The organism is Roseburia sp. AF42-8, assembly GCF_003435965.1.
GTDB classification, from domain to species: Bacteria; Bacillota; Clostridia; order Lachnospirales; family Lachnospiraceae; genus Roseburia_C; species Roseburia_C amylophila.
In genome coordinates, this window is record NZ_QTVB01000010.1 from 24903 (window position 1) to 46423 (window position 21521).

The 21521-nt window shown below is 41.0% G+C and carries 18 protein-coding genes; all 18 read right to left on the reverse strand.

Features of this window, described 5'->3' with window-relative positions; all coding sequences use genetic code 11:
* Nucleotides 1-68 precede the first annotated feature (68 nt).
* The 18 genes from DW059_RS06125 to DW059_RS06210 all read right to left on the reverse strand — a co-directional run bounded on the left by DW059_RS06125 (nucleotide 69) and on the right by DW059_RS06210 (nucleotide 21491).
* A complete protein-coding gene (locus DW059_RS06125; RefSeq protein ID WP_242986141.1) occupies nucleotides 69-4643 on the reverse strand; it encodes an alpha-amylase family glycosyl hydrolase in 4575 nt (1524 codons plus the stop codon).
* Between the two features lie 306 nt (nucleotides 4644-4949).
* A complete protein-coding gene (locus DW059_RS06130; protein WP_117698183.1) occupies nucleotides 4950-6020 on the reverse strand; it encodes a PucR family transcriptional regulator in 1071 nt (356 codons plus the stop codon).
* Between the two features lie 238 nt (nucleotides 6021-6258).
* The gene (locus DW059_RS06135) at nucleotides 6259-7371 is read right to left on the reverse strand and encodes an ABC transporter ATP-binding protein (RefSeq protein ID WP_117698184.1); all 1113 of its coding nucleotides are present in this window, start codon (nucleotides 7369-7371) and stop codon (nucleotides 6259-6261) included.
* Nucleotides 7372-7600: 229 nt separating this feature from the next.
* Complete coding sequence (locus DW059_RS06140) at nucleotides 7601-8242, reverse strand: phosphoribosyltransferase (RefSeq protein WP_022242471.1); 642 nt, start codon at nucleotides 8240-8242, stop codon at nucleotides 7601-7603.
* A 24-nt stretch (nucleotides 8243-8266) separates the two neighbouring features.
* The gene (locus tag DW059_RS06145) at nucleotides 8267-8701 is read right to left on the reverse strand and encodes a dUTP diphosphatase (protein ID WP_117698185.1); all 435 of its coding nucleotides are present in this window, start codon (nucleotides 8699-8701) and stop codon (nucleotides 8267-8269) included.
* A 22-nt stretch (nucleotides 8702-8723) separates the two neighbouring features.
* Complete coding sequence (locus DW059_RS06150) at nucleotides 8724-9734, reverse strand: NAD(P)H-dependent glycerol-3-phosphate dehydrogenase (protein WP_022242469.1); 1011 nt, start codon at nucleotides 9732-9734, stop codon at nucleotides 8724-8726.
* Nucleotides 9735-9749: 15 nt separating this feature from the next.
* Complete coding sequence (gene plsY / locus DW059_RS06155) at nucleotides 9750-10406, reverse strand: glycerol-3-phosphate 1-O-acyltransferase PlsY (protein ID WP_022242468.1); 657 nt, start codon at nucleotides 10404-10406, stop codon at nucleotides 9750-9752.
* 4 nt (nucleotides 10407-10410) lie between these two features.
* A complete protein-coding gene (gene der, locus DW059_RS06160) occupies nucleotides 10411-11733 on the reverse strand; it encodes a ribosome biogenesis GTPase Der (RefSeq protein WP_117698186.1) in 1323 nt (440 codons plus the stop codon).
* Nucleotides 11726-13054, reverse strand: a complete 1329-nt coding sequence (locus tag DW059_RS06165; RefSeq protein WP_022242466.1) for a DUF512 domain-containing protein — start codon at nucleotides 13052-13054, stop codon at nucleotides 11726-11728. The genes der and DW059_RS06165 overlap by 8 nt, the downstream gene beginning before the upstream one ends.
* Before the next feature lie 89 nt (nucleotides 13055-13143).
* The gene (locus tag DW059_RS06170; protein ID WP_117698187.1) at nucleotides 13144-15057 is read right to left on the reverse strand and encodes an ABC transporter permease; all 1914 of its coding nucleotides are present in this window, start codon (nucleotides 15055-15057) and stop codon (nucleotides 13144-13146) included.
* Nucleotides 15032-15931: an ABC transporter ATP-binding protein gene (locus DW059_RS06175; protein WP_117698188.1), complete on the reverse strand. Its 900-nt coding sequence runs from the start codon at nucleotides 15929-15931 to the stop codon at nucleotides 15032-15034. The genes DW059_RS06170 and DW059_RS06175 overlap by 26 nt, the downstream gene beginning before the upstream one ends.
* A complete protein-coding gene (locus DW059_RS06180) occupies nucleotides 15915-16301 on the reverse strand; it encodes a GntR family transcriptional regulator (protein WP_117698189.1) in 387 nt (128 codons plus the stop codon). Before DW059_RS06180 ends, DW059_RS06175 begins: the two co-directional genes overlap by 17 nt.
* Before the next feature lie 251 nt (nucleotides 16302-16552).
* Nucleotides 16553-17134, reverse strand: a complete 582-nt coding sequence (locus DW059_RS16730) for a methyl-accepting chemotaxis protein (protein ID WP_117698190.1) — start codon at nucleotides 17132-17134, stop codon at nucleotides 16553-16555.
* An 85-nt stretch (nucleotides 17135-17219) separates the two neighbouring features.
* On the reverse strand, nucleotides 17220-18080 hold the full coding sequence (gene pgeF / locus DW059_RS06190; protein WP_117698191.1) for a peptidoglycan editing factor PgeF: 861 nt from the start codon (nucleotides 18078-18080) through the stop codon (nucleotides 17220-17222).
* A gap of 114 nt (nucleotides 18081-18194) precedes the next feature.
* On the reverse strand, nucleotides 18195-18554 hold the full coding sequence (locus tag DW059_RS06195) for a YraN family protein (protein WP_022242460.1): 360 nt from the start codon (nucleotides 18552-18554) through the stop codon (nucleotides 18195-18197).
* 68 nt (nucleotides 18555-18622) lie between these two features.
* On the reverse strand, nucleotides 18623-18967 hold the full coding sequence (locus tag DW059_RS06200) for an EscU/YscU/HrcU family type III secretion system export apparatus switch protein (RefSeq protein WP_117698192.1): 345 nt from the start codon (nucleotides 18965-18967) through the stop codon (nucleotides 18623-18625).
* 3 nt (nucleotides 18968-18970) lie between these two features.
* Nucleotides 18971-20575, reverse strand: a complete 1605-nt coding sequence (gene fliK, locus DW059_RS06205) for a flagellar hook-length control protein FliK (protein ID WP_117698193.1) — start codon at nucleotides 20573-20575, stop codon at nucleotides 18971-18973.
* A gap of 145 nt (nucleotides 20576-20720) precedes the next feature.
* Nucleotides 20721-21491, reverse strand: coding sequence for a ribonuclease HII (locus tag DW059_RS06210; protein WP_117698194.1), 771 nt, complete (start codon nucleotides 21489-21491; stop codon nucleotides 20721-20723).
* Nucleotides 21492-21521: the final 30 nt, after the last annotated feature.

Here is a 21521-nt window from a genome sequence, read left to right on the forward strand (position 1 = left end):
TCTATCCTCTTATTTCAGACGATATACATTATAAAAACTAAACTCTCCTGTTTGCAGTTTTTCTCTGCTTAGACTCTTTTACGTCTTCTGTAAAGTACAACTACCGCTGCTCCTGCAACGAATAACAATACTACCATGCAGGCAATCGGAGTATTATCTCCTGTCTTAACCTGCTTCTCTGCTGTTACAACAGGTGTTGCATTCGGAGTTGTAGATGCTGCTGGTTTCATATCTGTATTGCTAAGTACAATAACATACTCAGATGCATGTGAGAATTTGAAATCAACGGTTCCGTCTGCATTTACCTTTACAGCCTGAACATATTCTAATGCTCCGGTCTTTTCATTATAATAGTAAAGGTTTGCATATTTTCCACTGTTCTCTGCACCAACGTTGACACGAAGTGTAGCATCAAATCCAAATGCTCCGTCATGTGCCAGTGAAAGTTCAATGGTCTTGTTGTCTCCAGCTAATGCTTTAATCTTATCAGCCGGAATGCTGCTCTTACCTACGGTTACACCGAGGTCTATTGCATCTTTTAATTTACTTACAATGTTCTTTCCGTTTACAATCCAGCTTACGTTGTCGTTCAGCTTGAAGGTAATGGTAATATCTTTTCCAATCATGCCATTGAATACTTCTGCCGGAACTTTTGTGGTATCTGGCATTGTAACATTAATCTTTGCTGTATCTCCCACAGCATCAATGGTATCAATTACTTCCTGGAAATCTTTACCCGGAACAGTAATGTCAAGATTAATCTTTTTATCTGCTCTCAGCACTACAGTACCGCCATCCTTTGCTGCCGGAATGGTAACTGTTACTGTCTTATCAGAAGAAACAGTATATGTTTTACCATCATAAAGATTTACAACTGCATTTCCTACATTTGCATTAACCGGAACTTTTACTTCTTTTGCGGTATCCTTGATATTCATACCAACATATAAGGTTGTTCCTCCATAAGATCTTGAAACTACATCATAGCCTTCCTCATCAGAACTTGCCACAACCTTTCTGCTTCCTCTTGCAAATACATCTGTGTATGCATTACGGATGCTCAGCAGATTCTTATAATGCTGATAAGTTACATTGTCCTCTGTTGCCAGAGAGAAATCCATGTCATATCTATTAGTCTGGTATGGATAATTATTTAATCCGCTTAAACCAACTTCTTCACCATAATAGATAACCGGAATACCCTTTGCAGTAAGCTGTAAGGTAGCTGCAACTAACGCTGCTGATGTTGCCTCATCCTCGGTATATCCTTTTCCTTTCATTAAGGCAGCCTTAAATCCATCTTCATCATGACTGCTTAAAAACTGACCGGTCATGTATGCGTTATTAAGTGCTGTATTTCTGGAAGAAAGGAAGCTTTCTACAGAAGAAATATTACCACTGACAAAGCTTGTTGCCTGGTCATTAAAATCAAAATCAAGGTCTGCATCCATCTGACCTGTACCTAAGGTACTACCATTTGACGCATATCCTGCGCCATAATATTCTCCAATCATCTTGAAGGATGGATTTACTTCTGTTGTAGAATTTTTAAGTGCTGCCCATGTTGTACTGTCAACATGCTTTACTGTATCTACACGGAAATAGTCAACACCATAATCCTTCATCCATGATGTCTGCCATTCTACTAATTTTGCCCTGACATCTGCTTTTTCTGTTGCAAAATCCGGCAAGCCAGACTGCCATGATTTAATATCGCCTTCACTGACGCTCTTATCCCTAAGCATATCAGCAAATGTTGATTCTGTACCATATCCAGCATGGTTTACAACAATATCAACCATAATACGCATGCCACGTTTATGTGCTTCGCTAATCATAGTTTCAAATTCTTCTGTTGTACCAAGTGTCGGATTCAATTTTGTAAAATCACTTGCCCAGTATCCATGGTATGCTGCATTATAAGGAACATCTTCTGAACCTTCATCTGTTACAGCTACACCTTTCACATTCTCTACTATTGGTGTAATCCAGATTGTATTTACACCTAAATCCTGTAAGTAATCTAACTTAGCTGTTACACCTGCAAAATCTCCACCATGATACAGTCCCGGATTGTCTCCATATGTATCTGCACCACTTGCTGTATTATTAGATTCATTACCATCAAAGAAACGGTCTGTCACCATAAAGTAGACAACAGATTCATCCCAGTCGAAATCATTTTTGTTTTCCTTCACACGGTCTGTAATTTCAACATCCACTGTAGTACTGAATTTATTACCGTACTGGTCTGTTACAGTAATTGGTAATGTCTTAATTCCTAATGTTGTATCTGTTGTAGCAGAAATGGTAACTGCCTGCAATTCCGGTTCAATCGGCATTGCATTGCTTCCGCCAAGGGAAGAAACATCGATACTAGCACTAGCTACTTCTAATGTTTTCGTATCTGAACTATCCTGTTCAACCTTAAACTTAACAACATCATTTTCGTTGTAGTTAAAGGATTTATTCATAACTTCTGCTGTAACTGTTGCATTTAATTTATAGTATTCAAAATATGAGTAATCTGCATTATTGTACTTTTCGCTGTTTGAATTGAATGCATCTACAGCATAAGTTCCATTTGCTTTGTAACGATAATGTGTTTTGCCATCTGTTAAACCACTCTTTACATACTCAAAACGCTTTGTTGTATCATTGTATGTCATTGGATACTCTGTTCCGTTTACGTCAACAGCTACAGTCATATCCTTTAAGGTGCCATCTACAAATGCTGCATCATCACGATAGTAGTATGATACCTGTTGTTTTTCTGCATCTACTTCATAGCCAACATTATATGGCATAGCAATTTCCGGCTCACCGCCGGCTTTCATGCTGGCATATATAACCTTCTGGTCAGAAGGGAATGTAACTGAATGGTCTCCACCATCTTTAATCCACGGATCAACTGTTGAATCTAATGCGATACAAAAATCAACCTTTGTACAGGATGGTTTTGCTGGAATTGTTATTGTCCATTTATCTCCACCTACGTATGTAAAATCGGTTAATGCTGAAGCATATCCTGATGACCATGTATAGAACTGTGGTGTAATTCCTTTTTCTTTTAATCCTGGATTCTCATAATCCAATACAAGGTATCTCTTTTCCATTGGTACGATTACAGGCTTCTCATGAACCGGATCTGAACCATCCACATAATATAATACCTCATTCTCATCACCGCTTATTGTAAAAGAACGGTCTGCGGTATCAGAGCCGCCATCCCATCCCTGTGTTATGTCATAACGTGCCTTTAATCCTACTGTTTTTCCCACATTACTGCCGGCAACTGTAATGGTCTTTTTAAACCATGTCACATTATTTGCAGCATCATATTCTTTTTCATCAAAAACATATGATCCATTTAATCCGGCATTCCACATCCACATATCAACTTTTCCCATGTCTGTGTCTGTTGATAAATCCTCATTGTAATAATACATTGTAAATGTGTGGTCTGGAACCGGTGCCTCCCAGCTGTCCGGTGCTGTTTTATATACGGTTGTATCACCACCAGCTTTGGTTCCGGTAACCCAGAGTTCAGTACTTGTTGATGTTACAGAGACATCAATATTATCCGTCTGTGCCCCACTGTTATTATTAAAAATGCAGCTGAAATTCTGTTTTACATCCTGTGTATATACTACATCATACCATCCGGAATGGTCAGCATTTTCTGAAATCTGTCCGCCCGGCCATTCTTTTCCAACACCTGCTCCTGTTGCAGAGGCATCTGCTCCCCACATATGATTGTAAATAGTACTTCCCATTCCTGATGCAAGATAATGAATGGTTGTTACATATTTCCAATCAGCAGGTTTTGTCTCTGACAAAGAACCATCAAACCAGTACTCTGCTTCTGCCTTTCCTTTTGTAGAAAGTGTTACTCCGTCTAACTGGTTTCCATGTCCATCATCATTTAAAATGAGATCATAATCTGTGCTGTTATCTAATGTCAGATGCATTGTATACCAGCCTTCATGACCTTCTGCTGCAGTCATGGTTTTTCCCGGCCATTCACCTGCCGGCTTATTGGTCTCATGATATATATATGCAGCAACATCATTGCCTAATGTGCTCTTATAATTAATTGTCAGATCACATTCTGTTGGTACAGACTCTGGAATCAATGTTTCATTCTTTGAAGAATCCTTATACCACTGATATTTTCCCTTATCATCCAATAAACAATAAATGCTTGTATCAGAAGTAAAAGTCTTAATCTGCTCAATTGCAGCTCCTTCTGTCTTTATCTCCGGTGCAGCCTTCTCAGTAGAACCTGCATCAACAAACTGAAAACCTGTCCACTCACTGCTCTGTACATCTACATAATAGAGTCCAGAACTTTCCTCATATGCAAGCTTTGGTTTTTCCTGATCCCCCCATTGTGAAATGGCGGCATTTCCTGCGCCAGCGTTATCTACCGTAGCACCGGCAGCCCAGACATTGACAACCGGTGTATTCCATGTACTTGGTTTGTCCAGGTACAACCGGATTGTCGGGCTCGCAGCATATGCAGTGGTTGCACCACCGATTGCCGGAACCATGGTCACAATCATGGCAAGTGCAAGTATCATACTGAAGATTCTGCTTACAATACCATGTTTCTTGTGAAAGCGTTCTTTTAACTTTCTCATCTTTCCCTCTCCTTTTCATCGTTTCATTTTATACTTTCCTGCGATTACGTTTTCCCTCTGAATACGTTTTCGCAGTTTTTCGATAATTAATTATATTCTAATTTTTTTACTTTCGCTATCCGCAAATAAACTAAAAAAGAAATTCTTTTTTGTGCATTTTAACTAATTTCTGTCTTGAAGCTCATTTTTACAATTCATTTTACACAATTTCCGCATGATAATTTTTCGAAAAAAGGACAGCACCGATTGGTACTGTCCCATATAATTTACATAATTGAATTTTCATAGTTCTGCAAAACAAGGCCGCTAATTCTGGTAATCCATATGTGCAATGACCATCATGGCAATCTTAAAAGTCATGGCATCCTCGAATTTGCGGATATCAAGTCCAATCATCTTTTCCAGACGTTCTAAACGGTATACCAGCGTATTCCGGTGGATGTATAGCTGCCTTGCTGTTTCTGAAATATTCAGGCTGTTCTCAAAAAATTTCTGGATTGTCACCATCGTTTCATCATCTAAATCAATATTCCGCTCACCAAAAATCTCTTTGATAAACATTTCGCAAAGGCTCATCGGAAGCTGGTAAATCAGTCTGCCGATGCCAAGCTTTCCGTAGGAAATGGTTTCCTCTTCTACATTAAAGATTCTTCCTACTTCCAGTGCCATCTTGGCTTCCTGATAAGATTTGGCAATATCCTGCAGGGTATTTACCGTATTGCCATAACCCACGCGGACACGCACCATCGCTTCTGCATGCAGATTGTCTACAATTGTTTTCGCCAGATTCAGTGCTTCCTCTTCTGTTTTCAAATCTGTTGCATCCTTAATCAGGATAATGTTCTGCTCGTCTAACTCTGTCACAAAATCCCGGTTGCGGTCTGCAAAAAGATTCTTCACCATTTCTACAATAACAGAATCTTTTCTGCCATCTACTTCTATGACATAAACCAGACGCTTTGCCTGCTCAATATGCAACTTTTTTGCCTTATTATACATATCTACAACCAGCATATTGCCAAGAAGGATATTCTGCATAAAGTTGTTCTTATCCGACTGTTCCCGGTTGAAGGCAATCAGATTCCGAATCTGGCATACTGCAAGTCTTCCCACCATATATGCTTCATCATTAGTGGAGCGTGCCAGAAGAATATATTCCACTTCCTGTTCAGCAATTACTTTAAAGAAATGAAAGCCCGACAACATCTGGCTTTCTGCCATGGATGCTGCAAAATTCACAACCTCTGCACGCATATCTGTCTCAATCTGAAATGTTGCTGCAACCTGCTTCCCGTTTTCGTCATAAAGGGCAAGTCCGATTTTGGATATATCACTGATTTCTTCTAATGTTGTCTGTAGCTTATGATTTGAAAGCATTCTGCGCACTCCTTACTTATATATAATGTGAGAAAAGACTTTTACTGAGAACAAAGAATGTGCCTTGGCACATTCTCGCGCCTGCGGCGGTCGCTTGCGACATCTACCTTATACGCCGCAGTGCGCATCCTCGCGGAGGGTGTTTTACTTTACAGGAAATTACTTTCCTGTAAAGTAAAACACCCGGATGCATATAGCACCCGGGTTATTGCACTATATTCAGTTCGATTGTACCGAATTAGTTAGTAATTGTCAATTCAGTCTCTTTGTCGAATACATGAACCTTCTCAGGATCGATAGCAAGTTTGATATGATCACCTAAACGAGCCGGTGTTCTGGAATCAACCTTAGCTGTCATCTGAGTTCCTGCAGCTTCGAAGTATAATAATACTTCAGAACCAAGTAACTCATATCCGGTTACATCTGTCTCAATGATGCTGTCTTTGAAGGTTTCAATTGTAATCTGGGAATCATCGATATCTTCTGGTCTGACACCCATAACAACTGTTTTTCCGTTGTAGTTGCCTTCGATTAATTTCTTAGCTTTTGCTGGTGGTAATACAACAGTTGTATTGTCAAATGTAAGGGAAACTTTCTCTCCTTCAATATTACATTTAGCATCTACGAAGTTCATCTGTGGGGATCCGATGAATCCAGCTACAAATAAGTTATCTGGCTCATTGTATAATTTCTGTGGAGAATCAACCTGCATGATAACACCATCTTTTAATACAACGATTCTGGTTCCTAATGTCATAGCCTCTGTCTGGTCATGTGTTACATAGATGATTGTAGCACCTAATCTATGATGCAGAGCAGAAATCTCAGAACGCATCTGTACTCTTAATTTTGCATCCAGGTTGGATAACGGCTCGTCCATAAGGAATACCTTAGGATTACGAACGATTGCACGACCCATAGCAACACGCTGTCTCTGTCCACCGGAAAGAGCCTTTGGTTTACGGTCTAATAATTTCTCAAGGTCAAGGATCTTAGCTGCTTCTTCAACTTTCTTCTTGATTTCATCCTTCGGAACTTTTCTTAATTTTAATCCGAATGCCATATTGTCAAATACGGTCATATGTGGATACAGAGCGTAGTTCTGGAATACCATTGCGATATCTCTGTCTTTTGGTTCTACGTCGTTAACGAGTTTTCCGTCGATGTATAATTCTCCGGAAGAAATCTCCTCAAGACCTGCAATCATACGAAGTGTAGTAGATTTACCACATCCAGATGGTCCTACGAAGATGATGAATTCCTTATCTTCTACTTCAAGGTTGAAATCCTTAACAGCTTCAAAGCCGTTTGGATAAACTTTACAAATGTTTTTTAATGATAAACTTGCCATTGGTTTAACCTCCTAATGTTTTGTTCGTTTTTAACTGTCCTTATCATACAGGATATTGCGCACTTTGGCTATGCGAGGATTCCACAAAGATTTTTCTTTTTTTTGTATGTTCTGACTGATATTCTGTGCATTTTTTTATCTCTTCGTCAGAGTGACGAAAACCCATCTCTTTCTTGTACAATCCGACGAAAGAAATGGGTTTTCACTTTAGAAAATGTTTATCTTTTCTTTATAATTTAGAGTATCCGTAACCATTTACCATGGCCTCTAACTTCATGCCTTTTGCACAATACGGACAGTCATGCTGCTCATACGCCTGATAGCCCGGTACATCTTTCTCGGTAAAGAGACTTTCTACTCTGTGACCGTCTACTTCCTTAACAGTGGAGAAAATTGCTACTACATCTTCAATAATTCCACCGTAATACCGGATGCACTCTAAGCATCTTCTGATTGTCTCACCGGTTGTTGTTGTATCCAGCAAAAGCACGATATGTTTTCCGGTAATCATATTTTTGGTATTATCACGGAAAATCATCTGACCGCTGCTGTTCATCTCCGGAGAAATAACATAAATAGTCTCATGCAGATTGGTTGACATAAAATCTCCCTGTTCAAAACGCTCTGCTAAAAATCCGCCAATCATTTCTGTTCTGTCCATACATACAACGGTATCTACATAGGATGGATTACCGGTCTTCTGGTAAAGCACTTTTGCAGCTTCTTTTGCCTCTTTCACGCGGGCTTTCATACTGGTTACATCAATATAGTAATTGATGTGCGAATGACTGGTGGCAAAATGCCCCGGTATTGCATGTAATGCAAGATTGTTGTTTTCCTTTGAATAAAATTTGACCATACGTTCTTCCATTTGATTTACCCCCTGTTTGATAATTTACTGGATTCCGGTACTTCCGAAACCACCTCTGTCCTGGTTGCCCAGGCTTTCTACTTCTTCAAAATGAATCTGCGGCTGATTCTCTACAATACGGAACTGTGCGATACGGTCATTAACATGAATCACGGTATCACGCATTGCAATTGCAGGCAGTCTCCACATATCATTGTCTCCACAGTAGGAACCGTCTACGATTCCGCAGCTGTTTGCCTGAATAATTCCGAAATTCTTATAAGTAGAACTTCTTGGCATAATGTGTGCTTCATATCCCTTTGGCAGCTCCATTGCCACACCAAGAGGAATCAGTTTAAATTCTCCTGCTTTCATTTCGACTTCTTCGGATGCACGAAGATCAATCCAGTCGGATTTGCCATCGATATATGTAAGCTTTTCGATTTTATCTGTAAAATATTTGATACGAATCTTTTCCATTCTGCTAAAAACTCCTTTTCTCCTACTGCCATTCCAGGTCGTCATGCTCTACCTTTTTATCTCTGAGCATCAGTTCTTTTACTGCATCTTTCGCAGGTTTATTTTCAAACAATACTTCATTGACCTGTTCAATAATCGGCATATCTACATGATATTTCTTCGCTAAAGCAATTGCTGCTTTGGCAGAATAGACACCCTCAACTACCATCTTTACTTCATCCATTGCCTGCTGCATGGTATATCCCTGCCCCATCAGATATCCGGCACGACGGTTTCTGCTGTGCTTGCTGGCACAGGTTACGATTAAATCGCCCATTCCGGTCAGTCCGCTTAAGGTCTCATATTTCGCTCCCATGGCAAGGGCAAGTCTTCCCATCTCTGAAATTCCACGGGTAATCAGTGCTGCCTTGGTATTATCTCCATAACCAAGTCCGTCTGCCATACCTGCTGCCAGTGCAATGACATTCTTTAAAGATGCTCCGATTTCCATCCCCAGTACATCCGGGCTGGTATAAACACGTAATACTTCACTCATAAAGGTGTTCTGAACCAATTCTGCTGTGGCACGCTTCTTTGCTCCTGCTACCAGACTGGTCGGGATTTCTTTTCCTACTTCTTCCGCATGGCTTGGTCCACATAAAACCGCCACCTCACATTGTGGAATCTCTTCCATAATGATTTCAGATAAAGTCATTAACGTATTCTCTTCAATTCCCTTTGCCACGCTGACAATAAGCTGTCCCTCTGCTACGAACGGGCTCATTGCTTTTGCTGTGCTTCTGGTAAATGGAGAAGGCACTGCTAAGACGAGCATGTCTTTTCCCTCGATTGCTTCTTTTAAATCTGTTGTGAACATAATATCATCCGGTAAAATAACGCCCGGAAGTTTTTCTGCCTGCTCATGCTTTTCCTTTAACATTTCAATTTCCGGTGCAAGTGCAGACCAGATTGTAATCTTATGACCGTTTTTATGTAATACCACCGATAAAGCAGTTCCCCAGCTTCCGGCTCCAATGATACTAATATCAGACATTTGTTTTTCCCTTTCCTATGCTTCCTGTTTCTTTGAATGGAAGCTGAATTTGTTCTCGGTTCCCTTAAGAAGTCTTCCGATGTTGGCATGATGTAAAATGATTGCCAGTCCCGCCACAAAACCAAATACAATATATACCTCTGTCAGATACTGCTCCGGTACGGAAAGCAGTCCCATCTGGCCGAATACGATAATCTGTATTTCAAGACTGATTACACCAAGTATGGAACCTAAAGAAACATACCGTGTGATTGCTACCACAAGAATAAAAATTCCAAGGCTTATTGGCACTGCCAGCGGACAAAAGCCAATCAGAAGACCGCCGGTACAGGCAATTCCCTTTCCACCTTTAAATTTCATATAAGCCGGGAAATCGTGGCCTAAGATGCAGCCCACACCAGCATAAAGTTCTAAAACCTTTACACTGTCCGGATAACGGTTCCGGAAAATGAGCCATACAATGACCATTGCCATAAATACCTTGCACACATCACCGATCAAGGTAAGAATGCCTGCCTTCACGCCGAGGTTACGCATGGTGTTGGTAGTTCCTACATTTCCACTGCCCACCTTACGTAAATCCACATTTTCTTTCTTTCCATATAAGAAACCGGATAAAAACATACCGCATAAATATCCGATTCCTACTGATATTACACGTCCGAATAACATTTTATTAATCTTCCTTTCTTTCCCTTATAATGAATTTCAGGGAAGTACCCTTAAAGCCAAATGCTTCCCGAATCTTATTTTCCAGATATCTTGTATAGGAAAAATGCATCAGGTTCTTGTCATTTACAAAGATAACAAAAGTTGGCGGTTTTACCGCTGCCTGTGTAATATAATATAATTTTAAGCGTTTTCCCTTATCGGTCGGCGGCTGCTGCATGGCAACTGCCTCTGCCATAATCTCATTTAATACACCGGTCGCCACACGCATGCTGTTATTTTCAAGCACTACATCAATGGTCTCAAAAATCCTGCCGGTACGCTGTCCGGTCTTGGCTGAAATAAATAAAATCTCTGCATATGGCATGAAGCTTAAAATCTGACGAATTTTCTCTGTATGCTTGTAAATGGTCTTATCATCCTTTTCAATGGCATCCCATTTATTCACTGCAATGATAATTCCTTTGCCTCTTTCATGGGCAATTCCAGCAATCTTGGCATCCTGCTCCGTTACGCCTTCTGTAGCATCAATTACAATAATGACCACATCTGCACGTTCCACTGCTGTTACTGCCCGGATGATACTGTAACGCTCTAATTCTTCTTTAATCTTATTCTTTCTCCGGAGTCCTGCCGTATCAATAAATACATATTCTCTGCCATTATATTTTATATCGGTATCAATGGCATCTCTTGTAGTTCCGGCAATATCAGAAACAATCACACGGTTTTCACCCGTCAGCTTGTTAATCAGTGATGACTTACCTACGTTCGGCTTACCTACAATGGCAATGCGCGGTCTGTCATCTTCTGCTTCTTCTAACATTTCCTGGGTAAAATGCTTTGCCACTTCATCTAACAAATCACCGATTCCAAGTCTGGATGCTGCAGATACCGGAACCGGGTCACCAATTCCAAGATTATAAAATTCATAAACATCCGGCATATATTTTTTAAAATCATCTACTTTATTTACTGCAAGAATAACCGGCTTCTTGGAACGGCGCAGCATGTCAGCTACTTTCTGGTCTGCATCTACAAGCCCCTGTCTTACATCCGTAATAAAAATAATGACATCTGCGGTATCAATGGCTATCTGTGCCTGCTCCCGCATCTGGGATAAAATAATATCTCCGCTGTCCGGCTCAATACCGCCGGTATCAATTAAGGTAAAGTTATAGTCAAGCCAGGATACTTCGGCATATATACGGTCACGGGTTACCCCCGGTGTATCCTGTACGATAGAAATTCTTTCACCTGCCAACACGTTAAAAAGTGTTGATTTTCCTACGTTTGGTCTGCCTACAATAGCTACTACTGGTTTACTCATTCTGTCTCCTTCCAAGGACTGCATTCAGCAAATCCTGCCCGCTTGATTTTACAATATCTGCCTGTACTTGTAAAGTTCTTTTCAGCTCCGTCAATGTGATGTCATCTAAGAAAACATCCTCTCCCATACGCAATACATTGCATGGCAGCAGTATCTCATCTCCCAAATCTTCGTCCTTAAGCTGTGCGATAATATCCTGTCCGGTCAGAAGTCCTGCAACGGTAATCCGTTCTCCGAAGAAATCGTTTCGGATCACACGGACCCGTATCTTTACATTCGGAAACTTCTCCTTCATTTCTCCTGTCAGTTCCTCCAAAATCGGTCCTGCCAGCTTTCCGGTTACCAGCGTAACTGTCCTTTTCAGATTGGCATCACCTTTTTCTGCTGCAAGTGCCTCCCGGAATTCATCCCGCAGCAGTGTAATCATTCCCACGCCATTTTCCAGCTGGATATACCCATCATAGTTTTCTGCAGACGGAAGAGGCTGCTCTGCCAGAAGATACCACTCGTCTCCTCCATGCACAAAGTGTGTACCGAAATGCTCCATGCAATAATCCTGCCAGCGGTGAATCTGCTCTAAGACTTTTCCTGCATCCTCTTTTTCAAAAGCTTCCAAAGGATATAAGCCCTCCCGGTATTTTGTCAGGCCGACCGGTACAATAGAAAGGCTCTGCATATTTGGAATGTATTCTGTCAGATCACGGATGGTCCGCTCTAACTCTTCGCCATCATTGACGCCCTTGCAGAGTACAACCTGTCCATTCATTTCAATTCCGGCATCTGATAAGCGTTTGATTTTCTTTAAGGCTTCTCCAGCGAAACGGTTGTGCAACATGGTACAGCGAAGCTTCGGATTCGTGGTATGCACCGACACATTAATCGGTCCAAGATTGTAGTATATGATACGTTCAATATCCTTATCCTTCATATTGGTCAGCGTTACATAATTCCCCTGTAAGAAGGAAAGTCTGGAATCATCATCTTTAAAATAAAGTGTCTCACGCATGCCCGGCGGCATCTGGTCAATAAAACAGAACATACACTTATTGGAACAGGATTTGTAATCGTCCATCAGCCCATTTTCAAATTCGATTCCAAGGTCTTCATCATAATCTTTTTCAATTTCCAGTTCCCACTCTTCGCCATTATTCTTTCTTACTACCACCAGAAGATACTCGTCCTCTGTCAGGAACTGGTAGTCAAATACATCTTCTATTTCTTTGCCATTAATGGAAATCAGTTCGTCTCCCGGCTCAAGCTCAAGCTCCATGGCAATACTGTCCGGTTTTACTCCACTGATGACATGTTTCTTTGTATGCATAAATTATTTTCTCAATCTTTCTATATTATAATACCTCTCTAGTTTACAATAAAAAGGGCAGAATAACAACAGTTATTCCACCCTTCCACTTATTCCTGCTCCATGCTCATGCTTCTGTCTTCCATTTCCTGTAATGTCATCAGTTCATCCTCTGACTCAATGATATGTAACTCCAGCAGTTTGTTAATCGTGTATACACAACGATCATTCAAATTCAAATTGAAATAATAATCTTTACTGTTTTCCATTCCCCACATCCGTTGTTCTCTCCTGGTAAGCTGGATTCCCTGACTGTTATAGACATGCAGATACAGTCCATTGATATACGTATGTTTATAGTAGTTATCATTTACTGTATTCAGATAAATATGTCCTGCCCGGATGTCCTTAAGATAAGCATCATATATTTCCTGTGCCCGCTCATCATTTATATTAATGCTGTCATATTCCAAATTCTGGTCATAGGCATCAAACTCCATTGAAATAATATGATTATTCGGATCATCATAATTCACCATCAGATTCCCCTTGAGATAATTCTCTGGATCCATAGACATAGCATAAATTCTTGAAACAACCGAATCTGCATTTTCATAATAATTTTTAGCAGCCGGTACATCATAGCTTCTTACCATAACGCTTCCGTCCGCAAGCTGATAATCAATCTCCACCCACTGCAATGCCTTATCTAAATCAGACGAGCCCTGATATGCCTGAAATTCCTTCTTTGAATCAATAATCTGCTGATGAATACTCATAATTTCATCAATTCCGCTTTCTGAATTTTCTTCTATATCAAAATAGCAGTTAATATTTGCTGCGACAATTTCCTTCTTATCCGGGATTTTATTTTCCAGTCCGAAAGCATTCCATTTGATGCAAAAAAGAAATACGACTGAAATTCCTAACATGACGCCGCATTCTAATAATCTCTTTTTGGTCACTACACGCAGCTTCTTCGTCAAAATCATTTCCGCAATGAAAAATGCCAGAAAACCTGCAATCAATGTTGTAAATAAAACCATCAGGAAATTGCCCAGTGATGTATGTACCAGCACGCCAAACAGTCCGCTCAGCAGAATTGCAGTAAGAAAAGCCACACAAAAAGCCATTCCCCAGCGGAACACCGGGCGGGTTGCCGGAATTGTAAGCACATCTCCCGTGGTTTCCAGTTTACGTTTCTGATAAAGCAGACAGGATATCACTATCAGCACCACACCCACCAGCACATAGATCCCTACAACCGAAAGGCCAAACATATGGTATTCTATCCTGTCCTCTAAATAGTCATACTCTACTCCCACCTTATTTGAAAGATATATCACCGGTGATAAAATACTATTCATACGGTCAGCATAAGAATTCGCCATACCATAGCCAATTGTACTAATCATACATGTAATCACATAGCGGCATCCTATATATAATACGTTCAGAATAATCGTGAATACCGGCATTGCCAATAACTGACCGGTAAACATGCCAACGAAAATTGCCATACTGTAGAAGAAAAAGCCCTCTCCCGTCAGCATCAGTGCCCGCGCCAGCAGATACTGCAGACTTGTAATTCCCTGCATAATGCAGCATACTGTTCCAATAATAAACGCCAATAGTACAGGAACCACAATCATGCAGAATCCTGACAGGAAATTACTGATAAAAAGTTCTGTTCTTTTCAATGGCAGTGAATGAAACAGATGTGAGCTTCTGTTATTATAAAGATAATAAAATACTGCCATTGCTGCAATAATTCCAATTGCCAGACTAAGGAGTGCAATAAGCGCACCGCTTCCATCCGAAAACAGAATCTGCATAAAATTATTCATTTTTATTTCTTTAATTTCCTGTGCTGAATAACCTTCATAAGAAATCCCGGAATTCACTAACAGCCGCAGAGGAACCATACATAGCAGCAATATCGTATAAATCAACCAGACAGGCCAGAAATGCGTAATATTTTTCCAAAATACCGTCTTATTAAAGTAAGATGTCTTTGACCGCATAATCCGCACCTCCTAATTCGTAAATAAAAATTTCTTCCAATGTCAGAGGCAGCACATCAATCAGCATCGGCGAAGTCTGTTCTAACCGCAGCTTTGCCTCTTTGGGATTGCCTTTTACAATCATGGTATATACCCTTCCTGTACTGGACATATGTAACACTTCAAAATCAGCCGGAAGCTTCGGCATTCTTTCCTGATATGCCACCTGAATCTTACAGACACTTCCCTGTAGTTCGCTTAAGGAACGTTCTAACATTACTTTTCCATGATGCATAATGCCCACATGGTCACAGACATCCTCCAGCTCTCTTAAGTTATGGGAAGATACTAACACCGTAGTTCCATGTTCTGCCACATCAGACATGATAATGCTCCAGATCTGCCTTCTCATTACCGGGTCTAGTCCATCTACCGGCTCATCTAAAATCATAAGCTCCGGTCTGCAGCTGATTGCCAGCCAGAAAGCCGCCTGCTTCTGCATGCCTTTCGACATTCTCCGAATGGTCATCTTCGGATCAATATTCGAAAACGCATCCCGGATCCGGAAAAACAAATCTTCATCAAAAGTCTTATAGATTCCCTTATAAAAGCGTTTCATTTCCATGACATCTGCCTGCTGGAAATAGAAAAGATCATCCGGAATATATGCAAATCTGGCCTTTGCCTGAGGATTCTCATACACCGGCATCCCGGCTATTTCTATTTCGCCGGCATCCGGCTTATAGATTCCGGTAATATGTCTTATTATCGTAGATTTCCCGGCTCCGTTTGGTCCTACCAGTCCATAAATTGCTCCATCCTTTACATGCAGGTTTACACCGTCTAACGCCCGGAAATCTCCAAATGTCTTCACTACATTATTTACCCGTATCATGAATATATTCTCCTCCTTCCAGTTCCGTTATCCGATGTTTTAACTGCTCCGGCTCTACTGCCAGATACAGTAATTCTGATACGATTTCATCAAAATGTCCTTTTAATTCCACAGTTCTTGCATCCTTTACATGCTTCTGGGAAGCCACAAATGTGCCTTTCCCGGAAATGGTATAGACATATCCTTCTTTCTCCAGATCCCGGTATGCCCGCTGGATGGTATTCGGATTAATTGCCAGTGTTGCTGCCAGTTCACGCACAGATGGCAGTTTTTCATCCGCTGTCAATGCATTGGAAATCACAAGATGACGCATTCCATCTTTAATCTGTTCGTAAATAGGCTTTGCATCCCTGTAATTAAGCTGTATCACTTCGCTTCCTCCTTTTGGAATATCGTAGGTGTATTATCCGTATTACTTCAATTGATACGCACACTATAACATCCCAGCAGATGAGACACAAGAAAAATATCTGTATGATTTTATTAATAATTCCTTAATGCTGTTCTCGGAGCGTTTTTTACTTTACAGGAAAGCAATTTCCTGTAAAGCAAAAAAAACGAAACCAGTTTACACTGATTCCGTCTCTTTACACTACTCTATCTTCCTTTCATCAGGAAATATTATTCACATTTTTCAATTGCTGCAATTACTTCATTTAACTTCTGTAATTCATCTTTAATTTCGCGGTTGTTATTACCAAAGTCTGTTGCCAGTGCAGATACATTGGTTGCAACAATTGCGAATCCTTTTCCAGCCTCTCCTGCACGAGCAGCCTCAATAGAAGCGTTTAACGCAAGAATCTTCTGGTTCTTTTCAATCTTGTCCAGCTGTTTGGTAATATCATTAATCTTCTGGATGTATTCTGAGGTCTTCTGTACATTCTCATGAATATCAGAATTCTTCTTCTCTTCATCCATTCTCTTCTCTTCAGATGCTGCAAGCTGTGTCAGAACGATAGTCAGAGCTGCTATCTTAGATTTAGCTTCGTTTTCATCCTCTGCGTCTTCCTTCTTTGCATAAGAAAGATATCCAACAATTTCAATTCCGGCTTTGATCACATCTCTGTATTCAGATGCTTCACCTTCCCCGATTGCTACACTTCCATCAGAATCCAGAAGTAATGGTTTTACTCCTGTTACGTTTTCCCATTGTGCAAAAAGTACCTCTATATCTTCTGCATTAAATATCTCATTCAACTGCATATTTCTGCCCTCCTAAATTATTTATCCTAATTATATCACATGTTTGCTTTGTGAACAAAAAAATTTTTCATTTTTTGACATTTTTCTATTTAATGCACAAAAATGCCCCAAGATTTCCTCTTCTTCCATGGCTTGCTCTGTGCGAAAACAACAGTTCACTGTTACAACAGGTACACACATTCGGCAAGATTAGTTTTTCCGGCAGGATTCCCGCATCTAAAAGCACTCTTTCATTGGCTTTCCAGAGATTTAACTGATACTTTCCATTTTCTTTCCGGTACATAATTTCACTGCCATGACCGGAAAACTCCTGCTCAAATTCCAGTGCCACATCTTCACTTACTTCATAACAGTCCTGGCAGATAGATGGGCCTATCGCACACCATACATCCTCCGGTACTGTTCCATATGCTTCTGCCATTGCTTTCAGCGTGGCTCTTCCCATTCTGTTAACCGTGCCCCTCCAGCCGGAATGGCTCAGTCCGATTGCCTTATGCTTTGTATCCACAAAGTAAAGCGGCACACAGTCTGCATAAAAGGTTGCAAGCATCAGCCCCGGCACATCGGTAATCAATCCATCCACATCATGATACGGCCGTTCCTTTGTCAGTCCGCTTCCTGCATCCTCTGCTGTTACTTTTCTTACATTGGTGGTATGGGTCTGGTCAGAGCAGACAATCTGCCCTGCCGGAACTTCCATTGCCTCAGCTACCCTGCGGAAATTTTCCTTTACTGCCTCTATGTCATCTCCACGGTTAAAGCTTAAATCCAGCGAAGAAAATTCATTCTTACTTACTCCACCCATTCTTGTGGTAAAGCAGTGTTTTACCATATCAAGTGCCTGCAACTGTGGATACTGCAGTAACACTAATTCTTTTTTCCCCGCATGGGAAAATACGGACGGTATCATGGTTCGTCCATCCTCTTTTATCTGAAATTCTGTCATTTTTCTTTTCCTGTTCTTATTTTTCCAGTTCCAACTCCATGCTGTAACGAATTCCATGCTGTAACTGGTTCAATTCTCCAGCATTCTTTTTCCTGTATCAAGTCTCATCTGTCACTAATAAGGCTCTATATAGGGGAAAGCATCCTTCAGCCACTGTATGTCCTCTCCTAATATTGCAATCACATCAAACCTGCAGGGCAGTCCCATCATATGTTTACACATCAGGTAATAATCTGCCACTCTTGATATTTTCCTTTGTTTGCGGTAATCTACCGCTTCCTGTGGAAGTCCCTTTCCGGTATCACTGCGGTATTTTACTTCTGCAAAAACAAGATATTTTCCATCTCTTGCAATCATATCAATTTCTCCAAACCTGCAGCGGTAATTCATCTCACAGATGCTGCAGCCGGATGCCTTTAAATACTCTGCCGCCTTTTTTTCATACTCACTGCCCATGCTGCGTTTATTTTCCATCCCTGCTCCCCTTTCTGTTATTCCTGCTATTTGGATTTCCACTATCCCGTTTGCCGTTACAGCTATTTTTATTCCAATTTACTGCGCAGCTTATCCATATCATCGACAAAGACAAGTATCTCTGCCACTACTTCATATAATTCTGGCGGAATCATATCTCCAATTTCAAGCCTGGATAAGGTATTTGCCAGCTGATTATCCTGATACAGCGGAACGTCTTCCTCTTTGGCTTTCTCAATAATTTTATCCGCAAGATACCCCTTACCGGTTGCCAGTATCTTTGGTGCCCTCTCTCCCGGCTCATATGCGATGGCAACTGCTGTTTTTTCTTTTGTTTTCTCTTTTTCTTTTGTTTTAGCTTCTCCGGCATTTTTCCCATCAAAGTCTGCCGGATGCCAGATTCCATTTTTCATAAATTACGCCCTCATATCAAAGGAATACCGATGCAGGATTCCGGCTGACGGATGCTCCTGCTGCATAAAATCTTCAACCAGATTTTTCTTTCCGGACTGGTTCTCCACCTGTACCGTACAGGAATATCCTTTCTCCTGCAGCCGCTGCATCAGCTCAGCCATATGTTCTTCGATTAAATCATAGGATTTCTCATCCTCCAGATAAAAATTCGTATGCACCTTTCTATCCTTCATCCGCACAGACACATCCGTTGCACCAAGGTTATCCATATCAAGATGTAAAAAAGCACTCAGTTCGCCATCCGGTCTGTCCACACCACTCTTATTAGTATAGACAAATAAATCTCCGTGAGCATTCTGATTTGACATCCGAAGGGGAATCTGCACATAATGATAGGCATTATTAATCTGATTCATAAATTCAATATTCCCCTGCAGATTACTTACTGCTTTCGCAAGGGAAGTATTGCTCTGACCGGATTCCTGCACCAGCTCCTGCATCTTCTGCATCTGATTTTCCATCTTCTCATAAAGATGCCTGACAGCATCCCCTTTGATTTCTTCCGGTTTTAGTGTCCACTGCTGTTTTACCTCATATTCCAGCACTTTCTGATACTCTTTACTGGAAAACAGTTTCTTTGCAGAACCTCCGGTTAAACCCATTATCTCATCCAGTGCCTGATGCAGTTCTTTTAGAAATGCACCCGTAGAAAGATTTCCATTTAAAGCCCCCTCTGCGGTAAATAATTTACTGCCTGCAAGCTGTGGAAATTCTTTCAGAAGATTTGAAAAATCCTTCATCTGCCCCTCTGTAAACAATGCACCGACACTGCCCCTGGCATAATACTGCACGCCATCTAATGTTTCTTCTATGGATCCTGCTATCGTTTCAGCTTCTGATAATTCCGTTCCTGTGATTTCTGTGGCAGCAAATTCTGACGCTCCTTCCAGTATGGCTCCTTCCTGAAGTCCCACCGGACTCCAGCTTCCTTTCTGTACTCCCTCTTTTACAATTACAGACATATCCAAAGAACCATCCTGCTTCAACACCTGATAGATTCGGCTTCCCAGTTCCAATGCCTCTGTCTCGGAAAGGTTTTCGTTCTGATATAATTTTCCGATGCTTTCCAAGACATCATCAAACTGTGAAGTGATTGCCACCTGATCAGATTTATAATTTTCAAACTGCCGGATAAATTCTTCTGACATCGGAATGTCAAGCTTATGCATCAATACCAGTGACTTAATATCCGCATCCGGATATGCAGAAATACTGCGTGCCATATCCATCAGGCTTTCCCTGCCAATGGACATCTGCTCTTCCATCATGGAATTGACCATATCTATCATTCTTGGTTCTGCCGGAATGCCTGCTGCATCCAGTGCCTTTAACAACGTCGGATTATTGAGATTTCCATTGGTATAAGGTCGAATTTCAACGGTAGTTCCATCATTGGATTTCACCTGGAAAAACATCGCCTGACCAACGGCTAACTGTACGCCTGCTGCTATTCTCGCCTGAACAGTCTGGCCATTTGCCAGTCCAAGCGTAACCGTTCCGTTTTTGATATCATTTACGGTTCCTTCAAATACATTTCCTACCGTCATTTCCCGTACGGCTGATACCAGCTGCTGAACCCTTGCTGCGGGGCTGTTGCTGTAGCTCCGGTAGCCGAACTTCTGTTGTATTGTGCTAACATGTCTGAAATCTGCATATCAATCACTCCACTCTGCATCGCCAATTTCTTTGGAATTATTCACTGTAAAAATTCTTAATAAAGGTTCTCCGGTGAATTGGTGTTGGTCCATATTCTTTGATTGCTGCAATATGGGCTGCGGAGCCATAACCCTTGTTATCCGCAAATCCATATTCCGGCATAATTTTCGCATATTCTTCCATCATGCGATCCCTTGTTACCTTTGCAATGATACTGGCTGCTCCAATGGAAATGCTCTTTGCATCTCCTTTGATAATCGGAACCTGACGGATATCTACTCCCGGTATTGTCACCGCATCATTTAATAATATATCGGGTTTTACTTTCAAATTCGTTATAGCCTGCCGCATAGCTTCATAAGTAGCCTGCAAAATATTAGTTTCATCAATCCGCCCCGGACCTGCCATTCCAATTCCTGTTGCCACTGCCTTCTCCATAATTTCATCATAGAGTTTTTCACGCATGGATGCACTGAGTTTCTTGGAATCATTGATATATAAAATGTCACAATCCTTTGGCAGAATCACAGCTCCTGCCACAACCGGCCCCGCCAGCGGACCTCTTCCCACTTCATCTATACCGCAGATATAACCGGCATCCGCATATTCTTTTTCATACTTTTTCAGATTTTCAATCCGGGCATACTCTGTCTCAAGCTTCTGTATCCGCTTTCGTGCTTTTTCCACAAGGGTCTTTACGCCGCTTCGTTCATCTTTTTCATATCTTGCTATAAAATCAGGCAGCATACTGTCTTCTGCTGCCTGTAACTCTTCTTTGATTGCTCCGATTTTCTTCTCTTCTGCCATAATCACTTTATCCTCTGACTACTCTTTCGT